Here is a 21,300-nt window from a genome sequence, read left to right on the forward strand (position 1 = left end):
TGTCTTGCTGATCGGCTTTGCCTTCGGCATGGCGACGTAGATAGCACGATAGGTCGCAGCGCTCCGCCAACAACGCATTCAACATGAACTTCGATGATGGCAATCAGAACAACAACGACAAGAACAACGAGCTCCGCGTCCGCCCCGTCCGCAGATTCGAACGTTGGTCCCTACCCGTTCAGCGATCTGGTCCAGGCCTATTACGACTGCCGACGCTCCAAGCGCAACAGCGACAGTGCGCTGGCCTTCGAAATGGACCTGGAGCGAAACCTGATCGAGCTGCACAACGACCTGACCGCCGGCACTTACCGGCCAGGCCGCTCCATTTGCTTCGTGGTCACCCGACCAAAAGCCCGGGAAGTCTGGGCCGCAGCTTTTCGGGACCGCGTCGTCCACCACCTGTTGTACAACCATGTGGCCCCGCGCTTCTACGCCAGCTTCATAGCGGACAGTTGCGCATGCATCCCCGGGCGCGGAACGTTGTACGCCGCCCAGCGCATTGAATCGAAGATCCGCGGCGCCAGCAAGAACTGGTCGAGGCCGATCTTCTACCTCAAGTGCGACCTGGCGAACTTCTTCGTCGCCATCGACAAAGAGGTACTGCGCCAGCAGTTGGCCGCCAAGATCACCGAGCCCTGGTGGTTGTCCCTGGCCGAACAGATCCTGATGCACGACCCTCGCGAGGATTACGAGGTGCGCAGCCCTGCCCATCTGTTCAACCGCGTGCCGCAGCATAAGCGCCTGACCGCTCAGCCCGCGCGCCTCGGCCTGCCCATCGGCAACCTGTCCTCGCAGTTCTTCGCGAACGTGTACCTGAACGCCCTGGACCAGTTCGCCAAGCACCGGCTCGGCGCCAAGCACTACATCCGCTACGTCGATGACTTCGTGTTCCTGCATGAGTCGCCGCAGCAGCTCAGCGCCTGGCTGGCAGAGGTGGAGTCCTTCCTGCCCAGCCTGGGCGCGAAGCTGAACCCGAAGAAGACGATTCTTCAGCCCGTGGATCGAGGCGTCGACTTCGTCGGGCACGTCATCAAGCCCTGGCGGCGTACCACCCGCAAGCGGGCGCTGGGCCAGGCACTGAAGCGAACAGCCGCGGCGCCTGCCGAGGATCTACGCGAAACCGCCAACAGCTACTTCGGCCTGCTCAGCCAGGCAAGCCACAGTGAAAAAGACCGGGCCGCCCTGGCTCGCGTCGTGTTGAAGCGCGGCCATGTCGTCAACGGTGCGCTGACAAAGACCTATCCAAGGAAATGAGGGTATCCGTGATGAAAAAACTATTCTGGCGCCTAGTCGCGAGGCTACTTGCTCGCCCGGCGATTTCTGGCTGGCTCACCCGCCGCGCCTACCAAACCCCGTATCAACACATCATGTCAGCCGATGGCCAGGAGATGTATATGGGTCGATGGTGGCTGTTCAATCCCTACTCCAGGACGACGCACAAACCAGCGCTTTGGTGGTGCCCTTGGTCGCTCAGGATCCACCACATCATGCGTCCGGACGCTGATCGTGACCTGCACGACCACCCCTGGAATGCCCGGACGATCATCTTGTGCGGCTGGTATACGGAGCAGCGATTGCTTTCTAGCGATGATCCAGCACTGGCCGGCCTCAACGTCCCATCAAACGCCCAAGCCACGGAGTACATCGACCGCCGCCCAGGCGACACCGCTCAACTTCGGCACGGCGAGTACCACCGCATCGACCAGGTATCCCCCGGCGGCGTCATCACCCTCTTCATCACCAGCAAGTGGCGCGGTGACTGGGGATTCCTCGTAAACGGCGTGAAGGTGCCATGGCGCACCTACACCAATTCGGATAGCTGACGGGAGCGTGCAGGATGAACAGTCAATGGAAACTAGTGCCGGTCGAGCCGACCGAAACGATGGTGATAAACGGTTTTGAATCGGAGCCAAACGAGTGCTTCACCGATGAGGCAGTCTGGGAGCAGTACCAGGAGATGAGCGGCTGTCAGCAAGCGGCGTTCCGCGCGAAGCTGTGCTGGGGTGCCATGCTTGGTTCTGCCCCTTCGGCGCCTACCGATGGACAGGTCGAAGTAGTCGCTGTGGTCAGTGAGCAAGGCAAGTACTTCAAGGAAACATTTGTTGAGCATCGTCCAGGGATTGACCGGCTGCTCGTCGGCACTGAGCTGGTAGACCGCGCCCACGTCATCCGGCTCACCGCCGAGCGTGACGCCCTGCAGCTGCTCCTGAACGCAGCGGATCAGCTGAACGACGAGCTGGCGCGCGATAAGGACCGGCTGGATGCACTGGAGTCAAATTGCTGGGACGTGCGCTTCGATAGCAGCCCCAACGGCGATGCCGGCGACAGCAACATCAGCATTGAGATCGTCGGTCACTGGATGGACAAGCCAAACGAGCGCGTCATCGGTGAGAACTATAGCGAGAACCTGCGCGCTGCGATTGACCAGGCGATGACAGCTCCGGCGTATCCGCCTGCTCGTCCGGAATATCCAGAGACAGAAGCGGCCAAGGATGAAGACTGGCGCATGCACCCGTGCAAGCAAGGTCACCGCGACGTCGGGGCGGCCGGCGGCGTTGCGCACTGCTACACCTGCGACGAGAAGATCGAAGCGGCCACCACGCAAGAAGCCTTCGACGGCTGGAACGCAACACACCCTCAGCAGTAACCCCTCCCCCTTCAAAGTCAGCCGCTATAGCGGCAAGGACGAAGTCATGCCTGAAGAAAGGAAAACAGCCGGTCCAGACCACTACCGGTACGTCGACACCATCGGGCCGGACGGCCTGACCGTGACGATGCAAACCTGGGTGGCATACGCCGAAACGCCGATGTGTTGGTATCTGCTGAGTGAGCCAGAACACGAACGCTTGATGCGTGGCTGGCTGAGCGAGATAGGTGCAAAAAAAGCGCGGAAACGCGTACTCAAGCACCAGTATTACAGCTCTCGGTGCTTCGCCTACCAGGAAAAAGAGCGGGCTCTTAACTCGTACAAGTGCAGAAAGGAATGGCAGATCCGGCACGCCACGCTCTCGCTGGAGCGCGCCAAAGCCGCCATCGGTTATTTCGGCGACTCGACTGTGACGGTGACGGATCCACCCAGCGAGGCCGTTATTCCGAGCGACTACATCCAAAACTCATTTGCTTGGGAGTGACGCCATGACCGACTACACCGAACTGAAACGGCTGGCCGAGGCGGCTACCCCGCAAGAGTTCGATACAGCCGAAGACAAAACAGAAAACGGCTATATCGAATGTCCGCACTGCGGAGGCAGTGGCGAAGTCGAACTTGAGGGGGACTATTGCAACTATGACGGCGCAGCAATTGGCGTTCAGTTCTATGGCGTCGGTCATGAGTTTGGGGCTGCCGAGGCCTACTACCGAGCCGCCAACCCTGCCGCCGTCCTGGCATTGATCGCTGAGAACGAAGCGCTGCGCCAAGCCCTCCAGGATATTGCCGCCCAGCTTGAAGGAAACATCCGCCCCACCGTCCGTGACTGCGTAAACGGGCAGAAAAACGTCCAGGACATCTATGGCTACTGCGATCAGATCGAATCGATTGCAGCGGCAGCGATGAAGGAGCCACAGCCATGATCCCCCCCCCTGCTCTACATGGCCTGGCTTGTGTATCGAGGGCCCAGGCCATGAGCGATCAGCAATTGCTGGAACTTGCCGCCAAGGCCGCGGGCATGGATCCGCCATTCGACAAGAACGGCGTGAGCTCCGCCTGGGTCGGCACCATGGAAAACGGTCACTGGTGGAACCCGCTGGATGACGACGGTGATGCGCTGCGCTTGGCCGTGCAACTGGACCTGTTGATCTACTCGTACTCCGCTGAACAGAAATGCGTCGCCAAGTGGTTCGCTGAAGGCTTCGTTGTCGAGTATTGGCACTGGAATCAGAGCCAGGGCCAGGGCGCCGCAATGCGCCGCGCCATCGTCCGAGCGGCCGCTGAAATCGGTAAAGCCACCTCCTAACCCCAATCCACCTACAGCCTGCCGGTGAACGGCGGGCGAGGAGTTCCTATGCCTGAGAAAAAATCCATCCAAGATTTGCATGGCGCTGACTTGGCCCTGTGGGCTGCCCGAGCCCAAGGAATCGAAGAGAGGAAGCAGATCAAGCTGTACGCCTCTGGGCCTTGCCTCTACCGGGACACTGGACCGGGCGGTGAGCCCTTCCCGTTTCGCCCCGACTCGCACCTGGGGGACGCAGCCATCCTCATTCATGAGATGACAGCGGCCGGCATCCTCACCCTGTTTGCGCACGGCGCGCAGTTCGAGGCCGAAGGCTTTGGACACGTGGGGTTTTCTGGAGGCGCCTCGACAGCGCTGACCCGCTGCTACATCGCCTGGAAACTCGGGCAAGACTTCACGGCGACGCCGACCAACTAATTAACCACCTTCTGCCGCCACGCTCGGCATGGAGCAGCTCATGAGCATCCAATTTCTATCCCACGAGGAGGTTTGCGAGCTGACCGGCGCGCGAACCAAGGCAGGGCAGATCCAAAACCTGAAAAAAAACGGCGTTCGGCACACGATCAAAGTCAACGGGTGGCCGAGCGTTACGGCCATGGCCGTGACCGCAGTCGGAATTTTTGAATCAGAAAAACCCGTGTGGACACCACGTAAGGCTGGCTGAAATGGGACGACGACCAAGCAAACCCGGCTCTATAGCCCGGCTTCGTGAGCGCAAGAAGCGCAGCGGCCGGGTGTATTACTACTACGACACTGGCGGAAAAGACCGTAAAGAAATTCCATTAGGAAGTGATTACGGGCTGGCAATCATGGAGTACGCCAAGCTTGAGCGTGATCGCACCGCAACTGACTTGGTTTCCAAGGTGATCACCTTCCGCTACGTCGCCGAGAAATACATGGTCGACGTCGTTCCGACGAAAGGCAAGCTGACGCAGCTCGACAATAAACGGGAGCTGAAAAACCTGATCGCGTTTTTCGATGATCCGCCAGCGCCCCTGGAAACTATCGAACCCCTTCACGTCAGACAGTACCTAACCTGGCGCAAGGCCGCACCGGTAAGGGCAAACCGTGAGAAGGCTTTGCTCAGCGCGATATGGAACTTCGCCAGGGATAAAGGCTACACAGCCCTCGCCAACCCGTGCGCAGGCATCAAGGGAAACAAGGAAACCGGCCGGAACACTTACGTCGAGGATGAGCTGTTCAAGCGCGTCTACGATAAAGCCGACGTCGGCTTGCAGGATGCGATGGACCTTGCCTACCTAACGAGCCAACGGGTGACCGACACAAGGTTGATGGACGAGCGAGACCTTCGCGGCGGACAGCTGTGGGTACTGCAGGGCAAGACGAAAGCGAAGCTCCGGATTGAGGTAACGGGCGAACTGAAGGTTTTGATTGATCGAATCATGTCCCGGAAGTCAGAACACAAGGTCCGCTCGACGCGGCTGATCGTTACAGAGGATGGCACACCGATGACGGTGGCAATGTTGCGCAGGAGGTTTGACTTGGCCAGGGAAGCGGCCGGGGTGCCAAAAGCTGAGTTTCAGATGCGCGACTTGCGCGCCAAGGCAGGTACAGATAAAGCAGAGTCCAGCGGTGATATCTTGCAAGCCAGAGATCAACTTGGGCATACGACCGTGGTGATGACCGAGCAATACATCAGGAATCGCAAGGGCAAAAAAGTAATGCCTACCAAGTGAATTGCGGACCAGCATCAAAATTGCGGACCGGAAACAAACAAGGGTTTGCTTCAGCTTTCGCTCGCAAACCCTTGATTTTAGATGGTGCCCGAAGCCGGAATCGAACCGGCACGCCCTTACGAGCGGGGGATTTTAAGTCCCATGCGTCTACCAGTTTCGCCATTCGGGCGGTAGCGCGGTCAACCTTATGGACATCAGCGTGGAGCAGATGTGCCAGCTGAGGCTGGTGCAGCAAGAGGGGGAATATATACATCCCTTCCCGTCGAAGCAAGGTCGCTTCTGTCCTTTTCAAGACAAAACCTGTCGCTGCTCCGAAAATAAAAAAGCTCCGTAAATCATGGATCTACGGAGCTGTTTTAAAGTGGAGGCCGAAGTCGGAATCGAACCGGCGTAGGTGGATTTGCAATCCACTGCATAACCATTTTGCTATTCGGCCTCAAGACGCTTGATGCAAGAACGCTACATCAACCGCGTACAAACCTGATCAGGAAACCAGACGCTTACTAAGCTCTATCTCCTTGAAAACATTGAGATTTTTTACGCCCCAGTGCGTTCGATGGGCGCAATTATGTACTCATTTGCCTAGGCTGACAACCCCTTGATTTCAAAAAAAATTCGTCCAACGGCCAGCTTCCGCCCGACAACTACATAGGTGTGCGAAGGCCTCTGGGGCTACGTCGCAACCCAGCGGAGCAAGCTCCCTCGTCACGGAGAACTTCATGGACCCGTGGAGGCAGTCGCAGCCCTGCCCCATTTATGGGTAACATACCGGCCTTCCCCGCAGCCACCTGCGCCCTGCCAAATAAGCCCATTTCATGCCTTTCGAACTCAGCGTTGACCTTACCACCCTCGCTATCCTGATCGTCGTCGCCTTCATTGCCGGTTTCATCGATGCCATTGCCGGCGGAGGTGGCCTGTTGACCACCCCAGCCCTGCTGACTGCCGGCTTGCCCCCCCATCTGGTTCTGGGCACCAACAAGCTCAGCTCGACCTTCGGCTCGGCCACGGCCAGTTTCACGTTCTACAAGCGCAAGCTGTTCCATCCAAGGCAGTGGACCCATGCCCTCGTCGGCACGCTGGTCGGTGCCTTGGCCGGCGCCATCGTCGCCCATTACCTGCCCGCCGAGTGGCTGAACAAGATGCTGCCAGTGATCGTCTTCGCCTGTGGCCTGTACCTGTTGTTCGGTGGTACGCCCAAGGCGCCGCTGGACAGCGACGCACCAATCAGCAAGACCTGGCAAGCTCCTCAGGGCTTCAGCCTGGGCTTCTACGACGGCGTGGCCGGTCCTGGCACGGGTGCGTTCTGGACTGTCAGCAGCCTGCTGCTCTATCCCATCGATCTGGTGAAGGCCAGTGGTGTGGCCCGCAGCATGAATTTCGTCAGCAACATCGCGGCGCTGTCAGTGTTCATTTTTTCGGGGCAAGTGGATTGGATCATCGGCCTGAGCATGGGGCTGTCGGTGATGGTGGGGGCATTCTTTGGCGCGCGCACCGCCATCAGCGGCGGCGCGAAATTCATCCGACCGGTGTTCATCACCGTGGTGCTGGGCTTGACCGTACGCCTAGCCTGGCAGCACTGGTTCAGCGTGGCCTAAGCGCCGCGCCACATAGAGGTCGATCAGGTAGCGGGCGATGGAACGCGAGGCCGGCAGCGGCGGCAGGTTGTGTACGCTGAACCACTGGGCATCTTCGATTTCATCTTCCTGCCTGACGATATCGCCACCGGCATATTCGGCGTGGAAGCCAAGCATCATCGAATGGGGAAACGGCCAGCACTGACTGCCGACATACTGAATGTTTTTCACCTCGATGCTGACTTCTTCGCGCACCTCGCGAACCAGGCAATCCTCGGCGGACTCACCTGGTTCGGCGAACCCGGCCAGCGTGCTGTAGACACCGGTGACGAAGCGAGGCGAACGGGCCAGCAGGACTTCATCGCCACGGGTAATCAGCACGATCATGCTCGGCGAAATCCGCGGGTAATGCCGCAAGTCACAGGCATCGCAATACATCGCCCGTTCCCGCGCAATCTGGCTCATGCGCTTGCCACAGCTGCCACAGAAACGGCACTCCCGAGCCCAGGTGCCGATCTGCGCGGCATAGCCCAGGACCTTGTACAGCGTGTGGTCATCCTCGAGCATGAAGGCCCGCAGGCCTTTCCAGTTGCAGCCGGGGATGTCCTGTGAGCTGTGCAGTTCCAACAGATAGACCGGCTCGCCATCCAGATGGCCGATGCCATGCTCGGCGAGGATCGACAGGTCCTGGCGCTTGAGCCAGTCGCGGGGAAACAGCGCGCCGTTGTCATCGAACAGAAAGCCTTCCGGGCTGCGGGCCACGGCCCAGCCCCCGGGTAGATCGGTATCGAGTACTGCGGTGGTCCAGCGTGAAATCATGATCAGTCAATCCAGAAATTCAGGTTTCTGTTTGCTCATATGGGCGGCCATGGCCACACGCAGGTCGGTCGATTGCAGCATGGCGGCGTTCCAGGTGGCGACGTATTCCAGCCCGTCGTCGATGCGGTGGTCGCGCATGTAGCTGATCATTTCCTTGGTACCGGTCACGGCGATCGGCGACTTGGCGGCGATTTCCCGAGCGATGCCCATGACGCCGTCAAGCAGGCTGGCGGTATCACTGTAGACACGATTGACCAGGCCGATGCTGCGCGCTTCGTCGGCACCAAAGGTGCGCCCCGTATAAGCGAGTTCACGCAGCATGCCGTCCCCGATGATCCGGGGCAAGCGTTGCAATGTGCCAACATCGGCCGCCATGCCGATATCGATTTCCTTGATGGAGAACTGCGCGTCCTCGGCGGCATAACGCATGTCGCAGGCTGAAATCAGGTCGATGGCACCGCCCAGGCAATAACCCTGGATCGCCGCAAGCACCGGTTTGCGGCAGTTGTCCACGGCGTTGAATGAGGCTTGCAGTTGCAGGATCTTGCGTCGCAACAGGCGTGCGTTACGGCCCACGTCCTTGCCCAGATCATTGGCCACGGCGGCCAGCATCATCAGGTCGATGCCCGAGGAGAAGTGTTTGCCGGCCCCGCTCAGCACCACCACCCGCGCTTCGTCGGTGTCGTCGATCCATTGGAAGATATCGACGATCTCGCTCCAGAAAGCGGCGTTCATTGCATTGATCTTGTCCGGTCGATTGATCTGCACATGGGCGATATTGTCTGCAAGTTCGACGGTGAACGCTTGGTATTGCGACATGGCAGTGATCCTTTACCGGCTGAAAAAAGAAGCCTGAACTATAACAAGTCAACGCACCGGGTCGTAGACAGTGCATCGGCCAAAAGCGGGACCTGGCGACCGGTCAGGTAAAGATGTCTCTGTGGCGAGGGGATTTATCCCCGTTGGGGCGCGAAGCGGCCCCTGCATCCCGACAGAGGTATTTGGGGTCTGCTGCGCAGCCCAGCGGGGATAAATCCCCTCGCCACAGGGATCACCTTCAATCACGGATTATTCACTCGCCTGCATCTGCCCATCCCAACCGCCGCCCAACGCGGCGATCAGTTGTACGCTGGCGATCAACCGGCTCTGTTGCAAGGTCAGCACACTGCGCTCATTACTTAACGCGGTGGCCTGGACAGTGACGACATCCAGGTAGGCAATCAGCCCTGCCCTGTACTGGTTCTGGGTCAGGCGCAAGGATTCGCGGGCGGCATCCAGGGCCTCCTGGCGCACGCGGGCTTCGTCTTCCAGGACTTTGAGCTGGATCATGTAGTTTTCCACTTCGCGAAAGCCGTCGAGCACCGTCTGGCGATAGGTGGCGACGGTCTGGTCGTAGGCCGCGACGGTGCGGTCGACTTCCGCCGAACGCTGGCCGCCATCGAACAGCGTCATCGCCAGTTGCGGTCCCACCGACCAGAAACGATTCGGCACACTCACCCAGTTATCGTAGGTACTGCTGCTGTAACCACCGCTCAAGCTCAGGGTCAAGTCCGGATAATAGGCGGCCTTGGCCACGCCGATGTTGGCGTTGGCGGCCATCACCGAGCGCTCCGCCGAGGCGATGTCCGGCCGTCGCTCAAGCAACTGCGAGGGTAGCGCCACAGGGATTTGCGGAAGGTTCGGGATGTCCTGGGTTTCTGCCAGGCTGAACTCGGCCGGCGGCAAGCCGATCAGCACCGCGATGGCGTTTTCGAATTGGGCCCGTTGCCAGATCAGGTCGATCAACTCGGCCTGGGTGGTCTTGAGCTGAGTCTGGGCCTGAGCCACCGCATCCCTGCCGGATACGCCCGCGCGGTATTGGTTTTCGGTCATCTTCAGCGAACGCTGATAGTTGTCCACGGTGGTCTGCAACAGGCGCTTCTGCTCATCGATCACCCGCAATTGCAGGTAGTTTTGCACCAGCTCCGATTGCTGGCTCAGGCGCATGGCGGCCAGATCGGCGAAGCTGGCTTGGGCGCTGGCTTCATTGGCTTGCAGGGTGCGACGCAACTTGCCCCAGACGTCCGCCTCCCAACTGACACCGGCCTGGGCGCTGTAAGTGTCGCGGATGCCACTGGCCGAACTGCTCAGGCTCGAACTGCTGCTGCCGGTGCCCTGGCTGGAGCGGTTCTTGCCGACGGTAAGGTCCACAGTGGGAAAAAACGCGCCCCGGGCACTGCGAACCAAGGCCTGGGCCTGACGGTACTGAGCTTCGGCCTGGGCCACGGTCTGGTTGGACGTGTTGAGTTGCTCTACCAGGCCATTGAGCCGGGCATCGCCGTACAACTCCCACCAGGCACCCCGGGCCAAGGCGTCGCTGGGATTGGCCTGGCGCCAACCCTCAGCCTCCTTGTACTGCACGGGCGCCGCAGCCGCTGGACGCTGGTAATCCGGGCCGATGGCACAGGCGCTGAGCATCGCCACGCACAGCGTCAGGCTCAGCAGCCGCGAGCCACGGGCGGTCGCCAGCGGTGCGACAAGATTGAAAAGCGAACGGTCGGTCATAACGGAGTTTCCAGGGCAGCATCAGTGCGCACGCCGCGCCAGCGGTTGAAACGATGGCGCAGTTTGTCGAGATAAAGGTAAACCACCGGAGTGGTGTAGAGGGTCAGGATCTGGCTGAACACCAGCCCACCGATGATGGTCAGGCCCAGCGGCTGGCGCATTTCCGAGCCTTCGGCGCTACCGAGCAACAGTGGCAAGGCACCGAGGATCGCCGCCAGCGTAGTCATCAGAATCGGCCGCAAGCGCAGCAGACAGGCGTTGCGGATCGAGTCCTGCGGCGACTGCCCACCGCGCTCCAGTTGCAACGCCAGGTCAATCATCAGGATCGCGTTTTTCTTCACGACGCCAATCAGCAGGAACAGCCCCAACAACGAGATCAGGCTGAACTCGCCGCCCAACAGGTAAATCGACAGCAGTGCGCCGACACCGGCTGAGGGCAAGGTGGACAGGATGGTCAGCGGGTGAATGTAGCTCTCGTACAACACACCCAGCACCAGGTACCGCCAGCAATGCACCCAGGATCATGAACGGTTGGCTTTTCTGGGTGGCCGCGAACGCATCGGCGGTGCCGGCCATTTTTGCGATGATGTCTTCGGGCATCCCGAGCCTGGCGATCGCCCGCTCGATGGCGGCCGTGCCCTGCTCCACCGTCACGCCCTCGGCCATGTCGAACGATATATCCTCGGAGGCGAACTGACCTTCGTGGCTGACTCGATCATCCTCCAGGCTGCTCTCATAATGCGCGATGGTCGACAGGGGCACCCGCGCGCCGTCAGCGGTAATGACCTGGACCTGCTCGAGGGTACTGGGGTCCTGGGCGTACTTGGGGTTGACCTCCATCACCACCTGATACTGGTTCAGGCTGTCGTAGATGGTGGATATCTGCCGCTGACTGTAGGCATTGTTCAACACCGAAGTGACCATGTCCATGTCGATGCCCAGGCGCTTGGCCTGGTCGCGGTCCACCACCAGCGTGATCTGCTGGGCGCCGCCGCCGTCGCGCGCGTCGATGGCGGTCAGTTCCGGCAAGGCCCTGAAGGCCGCCGCGACTTTGGGGTACCACTGGCGTAGCGACGCCAGGTCACCGCTCTGCAGGATGTAGGAATACTGCGAGGTGGTCTGCTCGCGACCGCCACCAAACTGCAAGTCCTGGTCGGCCATCAGCATCAAGCGGCCACCCGGCACCAGAGGCATCTCCTTGCGCAAGCGCTCAATGACTTTCTGCGCGGAGATCCCACGCTCCGTGATCGGTTTGAGGCGCACCAGCATGAAGGCATTGTTGGTGCCGTTGTTGCCGCCGATGAACCCCGCCACGCTTTCTACTGCCTCGTCCTTGAGCACGGCGCGACGAAAGATCTCCATCTTCGGCTGCATGACATTGAACGACAGGCCATCGTCGCCGCGCACGAAACCGATCAACTGGCCGGTGTCCTGCTGAGGCATGAAGGTTTTCGGCACCACCACGTAGAGTGCGATGTTCACCCCTATGGTCACCAGCAGGCTCAGCAAGGTCAGGCGCCGATGGCGCAGCACCCAGTCCAGGCTGCGTGCGTAACCACGGACCATCCCTTCGTTGAGGCGCCGGCTCCAGCGCTGCAGGCGGTTCTCCTGCCCCGGCACGTGGGGCTTGAGCCAGCGAGCGCAGAGCATCGGCGTGAGCGTCAGCGACACCACCAGCGAGACCACGATGGCCGCCGCCAGGGTGATGGAAAACTCGCGAAACAGGCTCTCGATAATCCCGCCCATGAACAGGATCGAGAGAAACACCGCCACCAGCGAGACGTTCATCGACAGCAGCGTAAAGCCCACCTCTTCGGCGCCCAGGTAGGCCGCCTTCATCGGCGGTACGCCTTCGTCGATGTGCCGGGAAATGTTCTCCAGCACCACGATGGCGTCGTCCACCACCAGGCCGGTGGCGAGGATCAACGCCATCAACGACAGGTTGTTCAGGGAGAATCCATAGAGATACATCACCGCAAACGTGCCCACCAGGGACACCGGCACCGCCAGGGTCGGGATCAGTGAGGCGCGGAAGTTACCCAGGAACAGGAACACCACCAGCACCACCAGGGCCACCGCGATCAGCAGGGTCATTTCCGCCTCGTGCAGCGTGGCCTTGATCACCGGTGAGCGGTCCATGGCCAGGTTCAGCTTGACGCTGGCCGGCAGCACGGCCTGCAACGCTGGCAGCTGGTTCTTGATCTCATTGACCGTCTCGATGATGTTGGCGCCAGCCTGGCGGTTGATCACCAGCAGCACCGCAGCGTCATCATTGAAGAAACCGCTGTTGTAGCGGTCTTCGACGCCGTCGGTGACTTTTGCCACGTCCTTGAGCCGCAGCACCGAGCCGTCCTGGTAACGGATGATCAGCGTTTCGTAATCCTTGGCCTTCTCCAACTGATCGTTGGCCTGGATTTGCCACATGCGCTGTGCGTCCTCGACCGAACCCTTGGGCCGGCGCACGTTGCTGTCGGCAATGGCGCTGCGCACGTCATCCAGGGCCACGCCGTACTGATTGAGCAGTTGCGGTTCCAGTTCGATGCGCACCGCCGGCAAGGAGCTGCCGCCAATCTGCACCTCGCCCACGCCCGACACTTGGGACAGACTCTGGGACAGGATGGTTGAAGCCAGGTCGTAGAGCTGGCCCTTCTCCAGCACATCCGAGGTCAGCGACAGCACCATGATCGGCGCCTGGGACGGGTTGACCTTCTTGTACGTCGGCATGCTGCGCATGCCGCTGGGCAACAGGTTGCGCGAGGCATTGATGGCCGCCTGCACTTCCCGCGCCGCGCCGTTGATGTCGCGGTCCAGGTCAAATTGCAGGATCACCCGGGTAGAGCCCTGGCTGGACCGGCTGCTCATGGTGTTGACCCCGGCGATGGCGCCGAAGGAACGCTCAAGCGGCGTTGCCACCGTCGACGCCATGACCTCAGGGCTGGCCCCCGGCAAGTTGGCCTGGACCACGATCACCGGAAAATCCATCTGCGGCAGCGGCGCGACCGGCAGCAGGCCAAAGCTCACGCCACCGAGCAGCATGATTGCAAAGCTCAGCAGCATCGTCGCTACGGGGCGGCGGATGAAAGGGCCGGAGAGGTTCATTGGCAGCCACTCCAGACTTCAATGAGCAGGCTATTGTGGCGAGGGGATTTATCCCCGCCATGTGGGAGCAAGGCTTGCCCGCGATGAGGGCAATGCGCTCCTGCAGAATCGAGGCGCCTGTTTCGCGAGCAAGCTTTGCTGCCACATAGCGGGAGCAAGCTCCCTCGCCACGAAAAGCGCTGTCCCAGGATGCCGGACGCCGCCGTCATACCCGCACCTCTTTCCCATCAGGCTTGGCAAAGCGGCGTCCCAGGCGGTCGAAATACAGGTAAATCACCGGCGTGGTGAACAAGGTCAGCACCTGGCTCACCAACAATCCACCCACCATCACCAGCCCCAAAGGCTGGCGCAGTTCGGCGCCGGAACCAGTGGCGAGCATCAGTGGCACCGCACCGAACAGGGCCGCCAGTGTGGTCATCAGGATCGGTCTGAAACGCAGCAGCGCGGCCTGGTAGATGGCTGTTTGCGGGTCCATGCCCTGATTGCGTTCGGCGTCAAGGGCGAAGTCGATCATCATGATCGCGTTTTTCTTGACGATGCCGATCAGCAGAATGATGCCGATGATCGCGATCATGCCCAGGTCATTGCCGCTGATGATCAGCGCCAGCAAGGCACCGATGGCCGCCGAGGGCAATGTGGAGAGAATCGTGATCGGGTGGATGTAGCTCTCGTACAAAACACCGAGGACGATGTACATGGTCACCACCGCCGCCAGGATCAGCAGCAAGGTGCTCGACAGCGAGGCCTGGAACGCCTGGGCCGCGCCCTGGAATTCGGTCTGCACCCCGACCGGCATGCCAATGTCCTGCTGGACCTTCTCGATCACGTCCACCGCATGCCCGAGGGCTACGTCCGGCGCCAGGTTGAACGACATCATTACCGCCGGAAATTGACCGAGGTGGGCAATCGCCAGTTGGGCCTGACGCTCCTCGACCCGGGCCAGGCTCGACAGCCGCACCTGGCCGCCATCGGTGGTCTTGACGTGAATCTGATCCAGCGCCTGCGGCCCGATGCGCTCCCCGGCCTGGGCCTGCAACACCACCCGGTACTGGCTGGCCTGGGTGTAGATGGTGGAAATCTGCCGCTGGCCGAAGGCGTCATACAGTGCATCGGTGATATCCGACACCGATACGCCCAAGCGGGACGCGGCGTCGCGATCGATCACCAGGTAGACCTGCAGTCCTTTGTCCTGCAAGTCGCTGGCGACGTCGGTCAACTCCGGTTGCTGGGCCAACGCTTCGACGAGACGATCGCTCCAGAGGCTGAGCAACTCGGCATCCGGCGATGACAGGCTGAACTGGTACTGGGTGCGGCTGACCCGGTCTTCGATGGTCAGGTCCTGCACCGGTTGCATGAACAAGCGGATGCCCACCAGCCGATCCAGTTGCGGCTGCAAGCGGGCGATGATTTCGGTGGCGCTGTCATCCCGTTCGCTGTGGGGCTTGAGATTGATCAGCAAGCGACCACTGTTGAGCGTGGCGTTGTCACCGTCCACGCCGATGTAGGAAGACAGGCTCTGCACCGCCGGATCGGCCAGGATTACCTTGGCCAGTTGCTGTTGGCGCTCGCTCATGGCGGCGAAGGAAATCGACTGTGGCGCTTGGGAAATGCCCTGGATCACCCCGGTGTCCTGCACCGGGAAAAACCCCTTGGGCACGGCCAGGTACAACACCACCGTCAGTACCAGGCTACCTACGGCGACCAGCAGGGTCAGCGGCTGATGCTTAAGCACCCACTGCAACTTGCGACCGTAGGCGGCGATCATCCAGTCGATCCAGGCGCCGCTGGCGCGGTAGAAACGCCCCTGCTCTTGCTCCTTGGGCTCACGCTTGAGCAACCGGGCACACATCATCGGCGTCAGGGTCAGGGATACCACCAGGGAGATCAGGATCGCCACCGCCAGGGTGATGGCGAACTCGCGGAACAAGCGTCCGACCACGTCGGCCATGAACAGCAACGGGATCAGCACCGCGATCAGCGACAACGTCAGGGAAACCAGTGTGAAGCCAATCTGTTTCGCGCCCTTTAGCGCAGCCTGCATAGGGCTGTCGCCCTTCTCGATATAGCGGGCGATGTTCTCCAGCATGACGATGGCATCGTCCACCACGAAACCAGTGGCAATGGTCAGGGCCATCAACGTCAGGTTGTTGATGGAAAAACCGGCCAGGTACATCACGCCGAACGTCCCGATCAGCGACAACGGCACGGCCACCGACGGAATGATCGTGGCGCTGACACGACGCAGGAACAGGAACGTCACCATGACCACCAGGACGATGGCAATCAGCAGCTCATGCTGGACGTCGGTGACCGAGGCGCGGATGGTCTGGGTGCGGTCCGTCAGCACCGTAACGTCCAGACCGGCCGGCAGGTTGTCGGTAATGCTCGGCAGCAAGGCCTTGATCCGGTCTACCACCTCAATGACGTTGGCCCCCGGCTGGCGCTGGATGTTCAACAACACGGCCTGGTTTTCGTTGGCCCAGGCGGCAAGGCGTTCATTCTCGGCGCCATCGACGATCTGCGCGACATCCTTGAGTCGCAATGGCGCGCCGTTGGCGTAGGCGAGGATCAGCTCGGCGTAGTCCTTGGGCGAGGTCAACTGATCGTTGGCATCGAGCATCGAGACCCGCGTCGGTCCGTCGAAGTTGCCCTTGGGCTGGTTGACGTTGGAAGCGCCGATCAGGGTGCGCACATCCGCCAGGTTCAGGCCCGCGGCCGCCAGGGCCTCGGGGTTGACCTTGATCCGCACGGCCTGGCGCTGACCACCGGCGATCGAAACCATGCCGACGCCGCTGATCTGGGCAATTTTCTGCGCCATGCGGGTGTCCACCAGATCATTGAGCTTGGGCAGCAGCATGGTCTTGGAGGTGATCGCCAGGGTCAGCACCGGGGTATCGGCCGGGTTGACCTTGTTGTACACCGGCGGGGCCGGCAGATCGTTGGGCAGCAAGTTGGTGGCCGCATTGATCGCCGCCTGCACCTGTTGCTCGGCGACATCCATGTTGATGTCGAGGCTGAAGCGCAGGGTGATCACCGACGCGCCGCCGGAACTGGTGGACGCCATCTGCGTCAGGCCCGGCATCTGCCCGAATTGCCGCTCCAGGGGCGCGGTCACGGCACTGGTCATCACGTCGGGACTGGCGCCCGGGTAGAGGGTCATCACGCGGATGGTCGGGTAATCAACCTGGGGCAACGCCGACACCGGCAGCAGCCGATAGGCGATCAGGCCGGCCAGCACGATGGCCAGCATGCTCAGGGTGGTGGCTACCGGACGAAGGATGAACAGCCGCGAGAGGTTCATGCGCCGCCCTTTTTCGCCTTGTCGGCCACGGCCGGTTCAGCCGGGGCCGCCGCAGTTTTGCCCTGCAGGTGTTCGGTCGGTGTGGTGGGTACGTCCTGGCTGTCGTTGACCACGTCCACCTCACTGCCTTCCTTCAGGCGATCAGTGCCTTCGAGCACCACCCGATCACCCGCGGCCAAGCCTTCGGTGACTACGGTGTTTTCGCCGTCGCTGGCGCCGATCTTCAGCTTTCTGATGGTGACTTTTTTATCGCCATCCAGGGCGTAGACGAACGTGCCATTGGTGCCGAACTGAATGGCAGGCGTCGGCGCCAGGACTACATTTTTGAGGGTGTCGGCCAACAGGTGCACATTGACGAACTGGTTGGGGAACAGCGACTGGTCGCGGTTATCGTAGCGAGCCTTGAACTTAAGGGTGCCGGTGGTGATGTCGATCTGGTTGTCCAGACTATGCAGCACACCGCTGGCCTGCAGCTTCAGGTCACTACGGTCCCAGGCTTCCACCGGCAGCTTCGCCCCACTGCGGTAGCGGGCGAGCACGGTATCAAGGTTGTTTTCCGGCAGCGTAAACATGACGCTGATGGGTTGTGTCTGGGTGATGACCGCCAGCGCGGTAGTGTCGTTGGCGGCCACCAGATTGCCAACGTCCAGTTGCCGCAAACCGACCCGGCCCGAGATCGGCGCCCGGATCCTGGTGAATTCCAGATTGAGCTTGGCGTCGTTGACCGCCGCCTGATTGGTCTTGACCGTGCCCTGGTACTGGCCTACCAAGGCGGCGGCGGTATCGAGGGTCTGCTTGGCGATGCTGTCCTCGGCATACAGGCCGCGATAACGCTCAAGGTCCACCTGGGCATTTTTCAGTTGGGCCTGGTTCTGCAGCAACGTGCCTTCGGCCTGGAGCAAGGCGTTCTGGTATGGACGCGGATCGATTTCGGCCAGCAGGTCTCCAGCCTTGACCATCTGCCCCTCTTCAAAGGCAATCTTGACCAGTTCACCGCCCACTCGGCTACGCACGTTGATGGTATTGAGGGCCGTGACGGTGCCCAGCGCCTTGTAATAAAGCGGAAAATCACCGGTGACTGCCGGCGCAACCCGAACCGGCACAGGTCCCGTCGCGCCGCCAAACCCTGGCCGCATGCCACCCGAGCGCCCCGTCTGTCCAGCAGGAGCTTCTTGCCCTGCTCCGGGCTTTTGGTCCGTGCCAGCGGGCCAGAACTTCCAGGCCAGCGCCGCGACGATCAATACGATGACCAGGCCAAATAGCCAGCGACGGGATTTGCGGGAATCAGAGGATTGCATGGAGTGATCAACCATTGGGCGCGTGGGCTTCTTCTACGGGAGGCTGAAAGATAAGCACTGGCGGGTATTTAGCAAAGCGCCTTTACCGGCAATTTACTTTGGGCTTACGTATCCCGGGACGGGCTAAGGCATTGAAGCAAAAACGAAAACGGCCTGGACAGGGCCAGGCCGCTAACAATTGTAAGCAATACTTTATTTCAGGACGGCAAGCGCAGCGTCGTAGTTCGGCTCTTCAGCGATTTCCTTGACCAACTCGCTGTGCAGCACCTTGTCGTCTTCATCGAGCACCACCACGGCACGGGCGGTCAAGCCTTTGAGCGGGCCATCAGCAATCGCCACGCCATAATTCTCGATGAACTCACTGCCGCGCAGGGTGGACAGGTTCTGGACATTTTCCAGACCTTCGGCACCGCAGAAACGTGCCTGGGCGAACGGAAGATCAGCCGAGATGCACAGCACCACGGTGTTGCTCAGTTCGTTGGCCTGGGCGTTGAACTTGCGCACGGAGGTGGCGCAGGTCGGGGTGTCGACGCTTGGGAAAATGTTCAGCACTTTGCGCTTGCCGGCGAAATCCTTCAGGGACACGTCGGACAGATTGCCGGCCACCAGGGAAAAGGCTGGCGCCTTGGAACCGGCTTGTGGCAACTGGCCGTTGACTTGAACCGGGTTGCCTTTGAGGGTGACTTGAGCCATGAACGGATTCCTTCTGACAGGTTTGAAAATGGTGAGGCCGGAGTTAACCATGAAATGGTTCTACGACCTATGGTTGGACATAAAAAGTCATGGCTTGACCGCGTAGGCGCTGTCGAGTGCAACGAGGCCGCGATCTATCCCCTGCTATTGGGCTAGAGCGAAGGATCGTAGGCTTCGCCAGCGCCTACAGCGACGCCTGTACGCTATTTAGCCTTGAGCTTGAGAAACGACTGATGCAAATCCGACGCCCAGCCATCGACGACCCCCTTGACGTCATCGGGCTTCATGACCTGAGACTCGTTGGACAACGGCTTACCTGTGCCCTTGCGCACCACCTGGGCGATTACTGCATTGTTGCCGCCGTCGAGGAATACCGCTTCGGTGCCCAACGTGGTTTCCTGATCCCGAATGCCGCTGGCGGTACTCACCGCAGCGGCCACTAGCGCGATTGGAATCACTTCATAAGGCTTCAGGCCCTCGGTCTTGCTGCTGACTGCGGTAATGGCCGCACGCATCACCAGTACGCCCGGTCCGGGACCGGTGGCCAGGGGCAGGGATTTTCCAGCTTCCCGCTTGAGCGCCTGATCGTAGTAAGCCGTGATACCGGACAACGTGGCCTGGGGGATCTTCACCGTCGGCTGCGGCTTGGGATAAAGCTGCGTCGGCTCGATATAGAGGCTGGTGTACTTGCCTGGATCAATCTTGGGATCGACCCAACGCATCACCTCTGCCCCCGACGGTGACTTCTCCTCCTTGAGCCGGCTGTAGTCGCCCAGGAACCCGGAATACTCATCCGGTTGGGTGACTTTGCTGGAGCAACCCGCCAGAGCGAGCGACGCGATGCAGACGGTGCCAATCAAAGACGCGAAGTTCATGCTGTCACTCCTGTCAGCCACACGAGACGGGGCCGGAGTTACAGGTATAGCCAATAGGATGGGGTTTGCCACAACGAAGCCATCCTCAAAACATGGACAGCGAGACGATCGGGGCGTGCTACGACCCCAACCCTGGAGGCTGGTTGTAACCCTGTCACCGCGCGTCTCTAGTTTCTCTCGCGCGGGATCAGGCTCTGCAACTGCTGTGCGAGAAAACCTGCGTCGAAGGCGAACGTGTCCGGGTCCTTCAGCCCATTGGTCCGACGCCATTGCCACAGCAGTGATGGCGGCTGGCAAACCAGCGAGATGCTGCCATAACGTGCGGCGGTCAGGCCCATGATCGACAAGGAAATCCCCCCACCCGCCCCCATCACATCCGGAACGAACTCCACCGGTTTACCGGTAATGAACAATGTCAGCTTTTCAGTCTTGAAATCCGACGTCTCTGCCGGAACGCTCGGCCCGTGAGCCACGTACGCCTCACGGCTCAGTTCCAGGAGGTTCGGCGCCATGACCGGCGCCAGCCATTGCTCGATTTGCCCGTACAACGCCTCGATCTGTGCGGCCCACACCGCCGATTGCGCCTCGTGCTGTTGCTTCTTGTGCGCCTCGCTGTCTGCGTAATGACGAAGCATCTCGCCTAGCTGCTGTACATCGTCCATGCGCTGTTCCTCTGTATAAGGGATGCTGCAAAGCACGATGATGACAGGTTCAAGACGCCGGCGTACGCAAATGCCAATATGCCTGAGCAGACTGATCCTTCAACGCAACCGCGCCATGGCCAGGGTGTCCACCCAACCCCCGTCACGTACGGCATAGTCGCGCATCAAGCCTTCGGTTTCGAAGCCAAACTTACGGTACAACCCGATGGCCGCCTCATTGTCGGCGTACACCGTCAGCTCGACCCGTCGCAGGTTCATCCAGTTGTCGGCTACCTCCAGCGCGGCAGACAGCAGCATTGAACCTACCCCTTTGCTCTGCCAGGCAACTGCCACACACATGCCGAGGCTACCGCAATGGGCGCGACGGATGCGCGAGTACTGCTCCAGCCCCAGATGCCCAATGACTTGATCTTGATGCAGCGCCACCAGTTTTACCTGACGCTCGTCATCCACCCCCAGACGCTTGCGCCAGACTTCAGTGGACTGGAAAGGCATCTGCAACACCTGGCGGGTGACCGCCGGGTCGTTGTAGAGCGCGGTGACACCGGCGATATGAGCTTCACTGAAGCGAGTGAGGCTGATCGAAGACTCGGACATGCGGCTCCTCCCTGGAGACGTGAAAAGGCCGTTCACTATAAGCCGGCGAACATTCAGGTATCCAGAGCCAAACCTGTGGGAGCAAAGCTTGCTCGCGATTGCGGTGACCCGCTTGTATCAATACTGACTGTGCCGCCGTCTTCGCGAGCAAGCTTTGCTCCCACATGGGCCTGGGCTTCAGTACTTCCCTC

General features: G+C 60.6%; 19 protein-coding genes, 2 tRNA genes and 1 pseudogene. 10 read left to right on the forward strand and 12 right to left on the reverse strand.

Going from position 1 to position 21,300, the window contains the following annotated elements; all coding sequences use genetic code 11:
* Positions 1-93 precede the first annotated feature (93 nt).
* Genes PSH57_RS15725 through PSH57_RS15765 form a run of 9 tightly spaced genes read left to right on the forward strand, consistent with a single transcriptional unit; the run spans position 94 to position 5,647 of the window.
* Positions 94-1,254, forward strand: a complete 1,161-nt coding sequence (locus tag PSH57_RS15725) for an RNA-directed DNA polymerase (protein WP_305384017.1) — start codon at positions 94-96, stop codon at positions 1,252-1,254.
* A gap of 11 nt (positions 1,255-1,265) precedes the next feature.
* Positions 1,266-1,823 (forward strand): hypothetical protein, encoded by a 558-nt coding sequence (locus tag PSH57_RS15730; RefSeq protein WP_305384018.1) that lies wholly within the window; start codon positions 1,266-1,268, stop codon positions 1,821-1,823.
* 14 nt (positions 1,824-1,837) lie between these two features.
* On the forward strand, positions 1,838-2,647 hold the full coding sequence (locus PSH57_RS15735) for a hypothetical protein (RefSeq protein ID WP_305384019.1): 810 nt from the start codon (positions 1,838-1,840) through the stop codon (positions 2,645-2,647).
* Positions 2,648-2,693: 46 nt separating this feature from the next.
* Complete coding sequence (locus PSH57_RS15740; protein WP_305384021.1) at positions 2,694-3,131, forward strand: hypothetical protein; 438 nt, start codon at positions 2,694-2,696, stop codon at positions 3,129-3,131.
* A gap of 4 nt (positions 3,132-3,135) precedes the next feature.
* Positions 3,136-3,570: a hypothetical protein gene (locus PSH57_RS15745; protein WP_305384023.1), complete on the forward strand. Its 435-nt coding sequence runs from the start codon at positions 3,136-3,138 to the stop codon at positions 3,568-3,570.
* Complete coding sequence (locus tag PSH57_RS15750) at positions 3,567-3,953, forward strand: hypothetical protein (protein WP_305384025.1); 387 nt, start codon at positions 3,567-3,569, stop codon at positions 3,951-3,953. Before PSH57_RS15745 ends, PSH57_RS15750 begins: the two co-directional genes overlap by 4 nt.
* Positions 3,954-4,001: 48 nt before the next feature.
* Complete coding sequence (locus tag PSH57_RS15755; RefSeq protein ID WP_305384026.1) at positions 4,002-4,367, forward strand: hypothetical protein; 366 nt, start codon at positions 4,002-4,004, stop codon at positions 4,365-4,367.
* A 40-nt stretch (positions 4,368-4,407) separates the two neighbouring features.
* On the forward strand, positions 4,408-4,614 hold the full coding sequence (locus PSH57_RS15760) for a DUF4224 domain-containing protein (protein ID WP_305384027.1): 207 nt from the start codon (positions 4,408-4,410) through the stop codon (positions 4,612-4,614).
* A 1-nt stretch (position 4,615) separates the two neighbouring features.
* The gene (locus PSH57_RS15765; RefSeq protein ID WP_305384029.1) at positions 4,616-5,647 is read left to right on the forward strand and encodes a tyrosine-type recombinase/integrase; all 1,032 of its coding nucleotides are present in this window, start codon (positions 4,616-4,618) and stop codon (positions 5,645-5,647) included.
* A gap of 82 nt (positions 5,648-5,729) precedes the next feature.
* Here the strand turns inward: PSH57_RS15765 and PSH57_RS15770 are convergent.
* Together PSH57_RS15770 and PSH57_RS15775 are read right to left on the reverse strand one after the other, a co-directional pair.
* A tRNA-Leu gene (locus PSH57_RS15770) sits at positions 5,730-5,816 on the reverse strand.
* A gap of 193 nt (positions 5,817-6,009) precedes the next feature.
* A tRNA-Cys gene (locus PSH57_RS15775) sits at positions 6,010-6,083 on the reverse strand.
* A 379-nt stretch (positions 6,084-6,462) separates the two neighbouring features.
* On the opposite strand from PSH57_RS15775, the gene PSH57_RS15780 reads away from it, so the two are divergent.
* On the forward strand, positions 6,463-7,242 hold the full coding sequence (locus PSH57_RS15780; RefSeq protein ID WP_256232943.1) for a TSUP family transporter: 780 nt from the start codon (positions 6,463-6,465) through the stop codon (positions 7,240-7,242).
* Here the strand turns inward: PSH57_RS15780 and nudC are convergent.
* The 10 genes and pseudogenes from nudC to PSH57_RS15830 all read right to left on the reverse strand — a co-directional run bounded on the left by nudC (position 7,210) and on the right by PSH57_RS15830 (position 21,109).
* Entirely contained in the window at positions 7,210-8,040 is an 831-nt protein-coding gene (nudC, locus tag PSH57_RS15785) for an NAD(+) diphosphatase (RefSeq protein ID WP_305384031.1), read from the reverse strand. The genes PSH57_RS15780 and nudC overlap by 33 nt on opposite strands.
* A gap of 6 nt (positions 8,041-8,046) precedes the next feature.
* Positions 8,047-8,859 carry a crotonase/enoyl-CoA hydratase family protein gene (locus tag PSH57_RS15790; RefSeq protein WP_305384033.1) on the reverse strand — a complete coding sequence of 271 codons (813 nt, stop codon included), beginning with the start codon at positions 8,857-8,859 and terminating at the stop codon, positions 8,047-8,049.
* A 249-nt stretch (positions 8,860-9,108) separates the two neighbouring features.
* Complete coding sequence (locus tag PSH57_RS15795) at positions 9,109-10,584, reverse strand: efflux transporter outer membrane subunit (RefSeq protein WP_305384035.1); 1,476 nt, start codon at positions 10,582-10,584, stop codon at positions 9,109-9,111.
* Positions 10,581-13,683, reverse strand: a pseudogene (locus PSH57_RS15800) (efflux RND transporter permease subunit). The gene PSH57_RS15795 and the pseudogene PSH57_RS15800 overlap by 4 nt, the downstream one beginning before the upstream one ends.
* 205 nt (positions 13,684-13,888) lie before the next feature.
* Positions 13,889-16,984 (reverse strand): MdtB/MuxB family multidrug efflux RND transporter permease subunit, encoded by a 3,096-nt coding sequence (locus tag PSH57_RS15805; protein WP_305384038.1) that lies wholly within the window; start codon positions 16,982-16,984, stop codon positions 13,889-13,891.
* Complete coding sequence (locus PSH57_RS15810; protein WP_305384040.1) at positions 16,981-18,297, reverse strand: MdtA/MuxA family multidrug efflux RND transporter periplasmic adaptor subunit; 1,317 nt, start codon at positions 18,295-18,297, stop codon at positions 16,981-16,983. The genes PSH57_RS15805 and PSH57_RS15810 overlap by 4 nt, the downstream gene beginning before the upstream one ends.
* A 177-nt stretch (positions 18,298-18,474) precedes the next feature.
* Positions 18,475-18,975, reverse strand: coding sequence for a thiol peroxidase (gene tpx / locus PSH57_RS15815; protein ID WP_305384041.1), 501 nt, complete (start codon positions 18,973-18,975; stop codon positions 18,475-18,477).
* Positions 18,976-19,178: 203 nt separating this feature from the next.
* Positions 19,179-19,850, reverse strand: coding sequence for a DUF3313 domain-containing protein (locus PSH57_RS15820; protein ID WP_305384042.1), 672 nt, complete (start codon positions 19,848-19,850; stop codon positions 19,179-19,181).
* A 167-nt stretch (positions 19,851-20,017) separates the two neighbouring features.
* Positions 20,018-20,512: a hypothetical protein gene (locus tag PSH57_RS15825; RefSeq protein WP_305384044.1), complete on the reverse strand. Its 495-nt coding sequence runs from the start codon at positions 20,510-20,512 to the stop codon at positions 20,018-20,020.
* A gap of 99 nt (positions 20,513-20,611) precedes the next feature.
* Positions 20,612-21,109 (reverse strand): GNAT family N-acetyltransferase, encoded by a 498-nt coding sequence (locus tag PSH57_RS15830; RefSeq protein WP_305384045.1) that lies wholly within the window; start codon positions 21,107-21,109, stop codon positions 20,612-20,614.
* Between the last annotated feature and the right edge of the window lie 191 nt (positions 21,110-21,300).

The organism is Pseudomonas hefeiensis (assembly GCF_030687835.1).
Classification (GTDB): Bacteria; Pseudomonadota; Gammaproteobacteria; order Pseudomonadales; family Pseudomonadaceae; genus Aquipseudomonas; species Aquipseudomonas hefeiensis.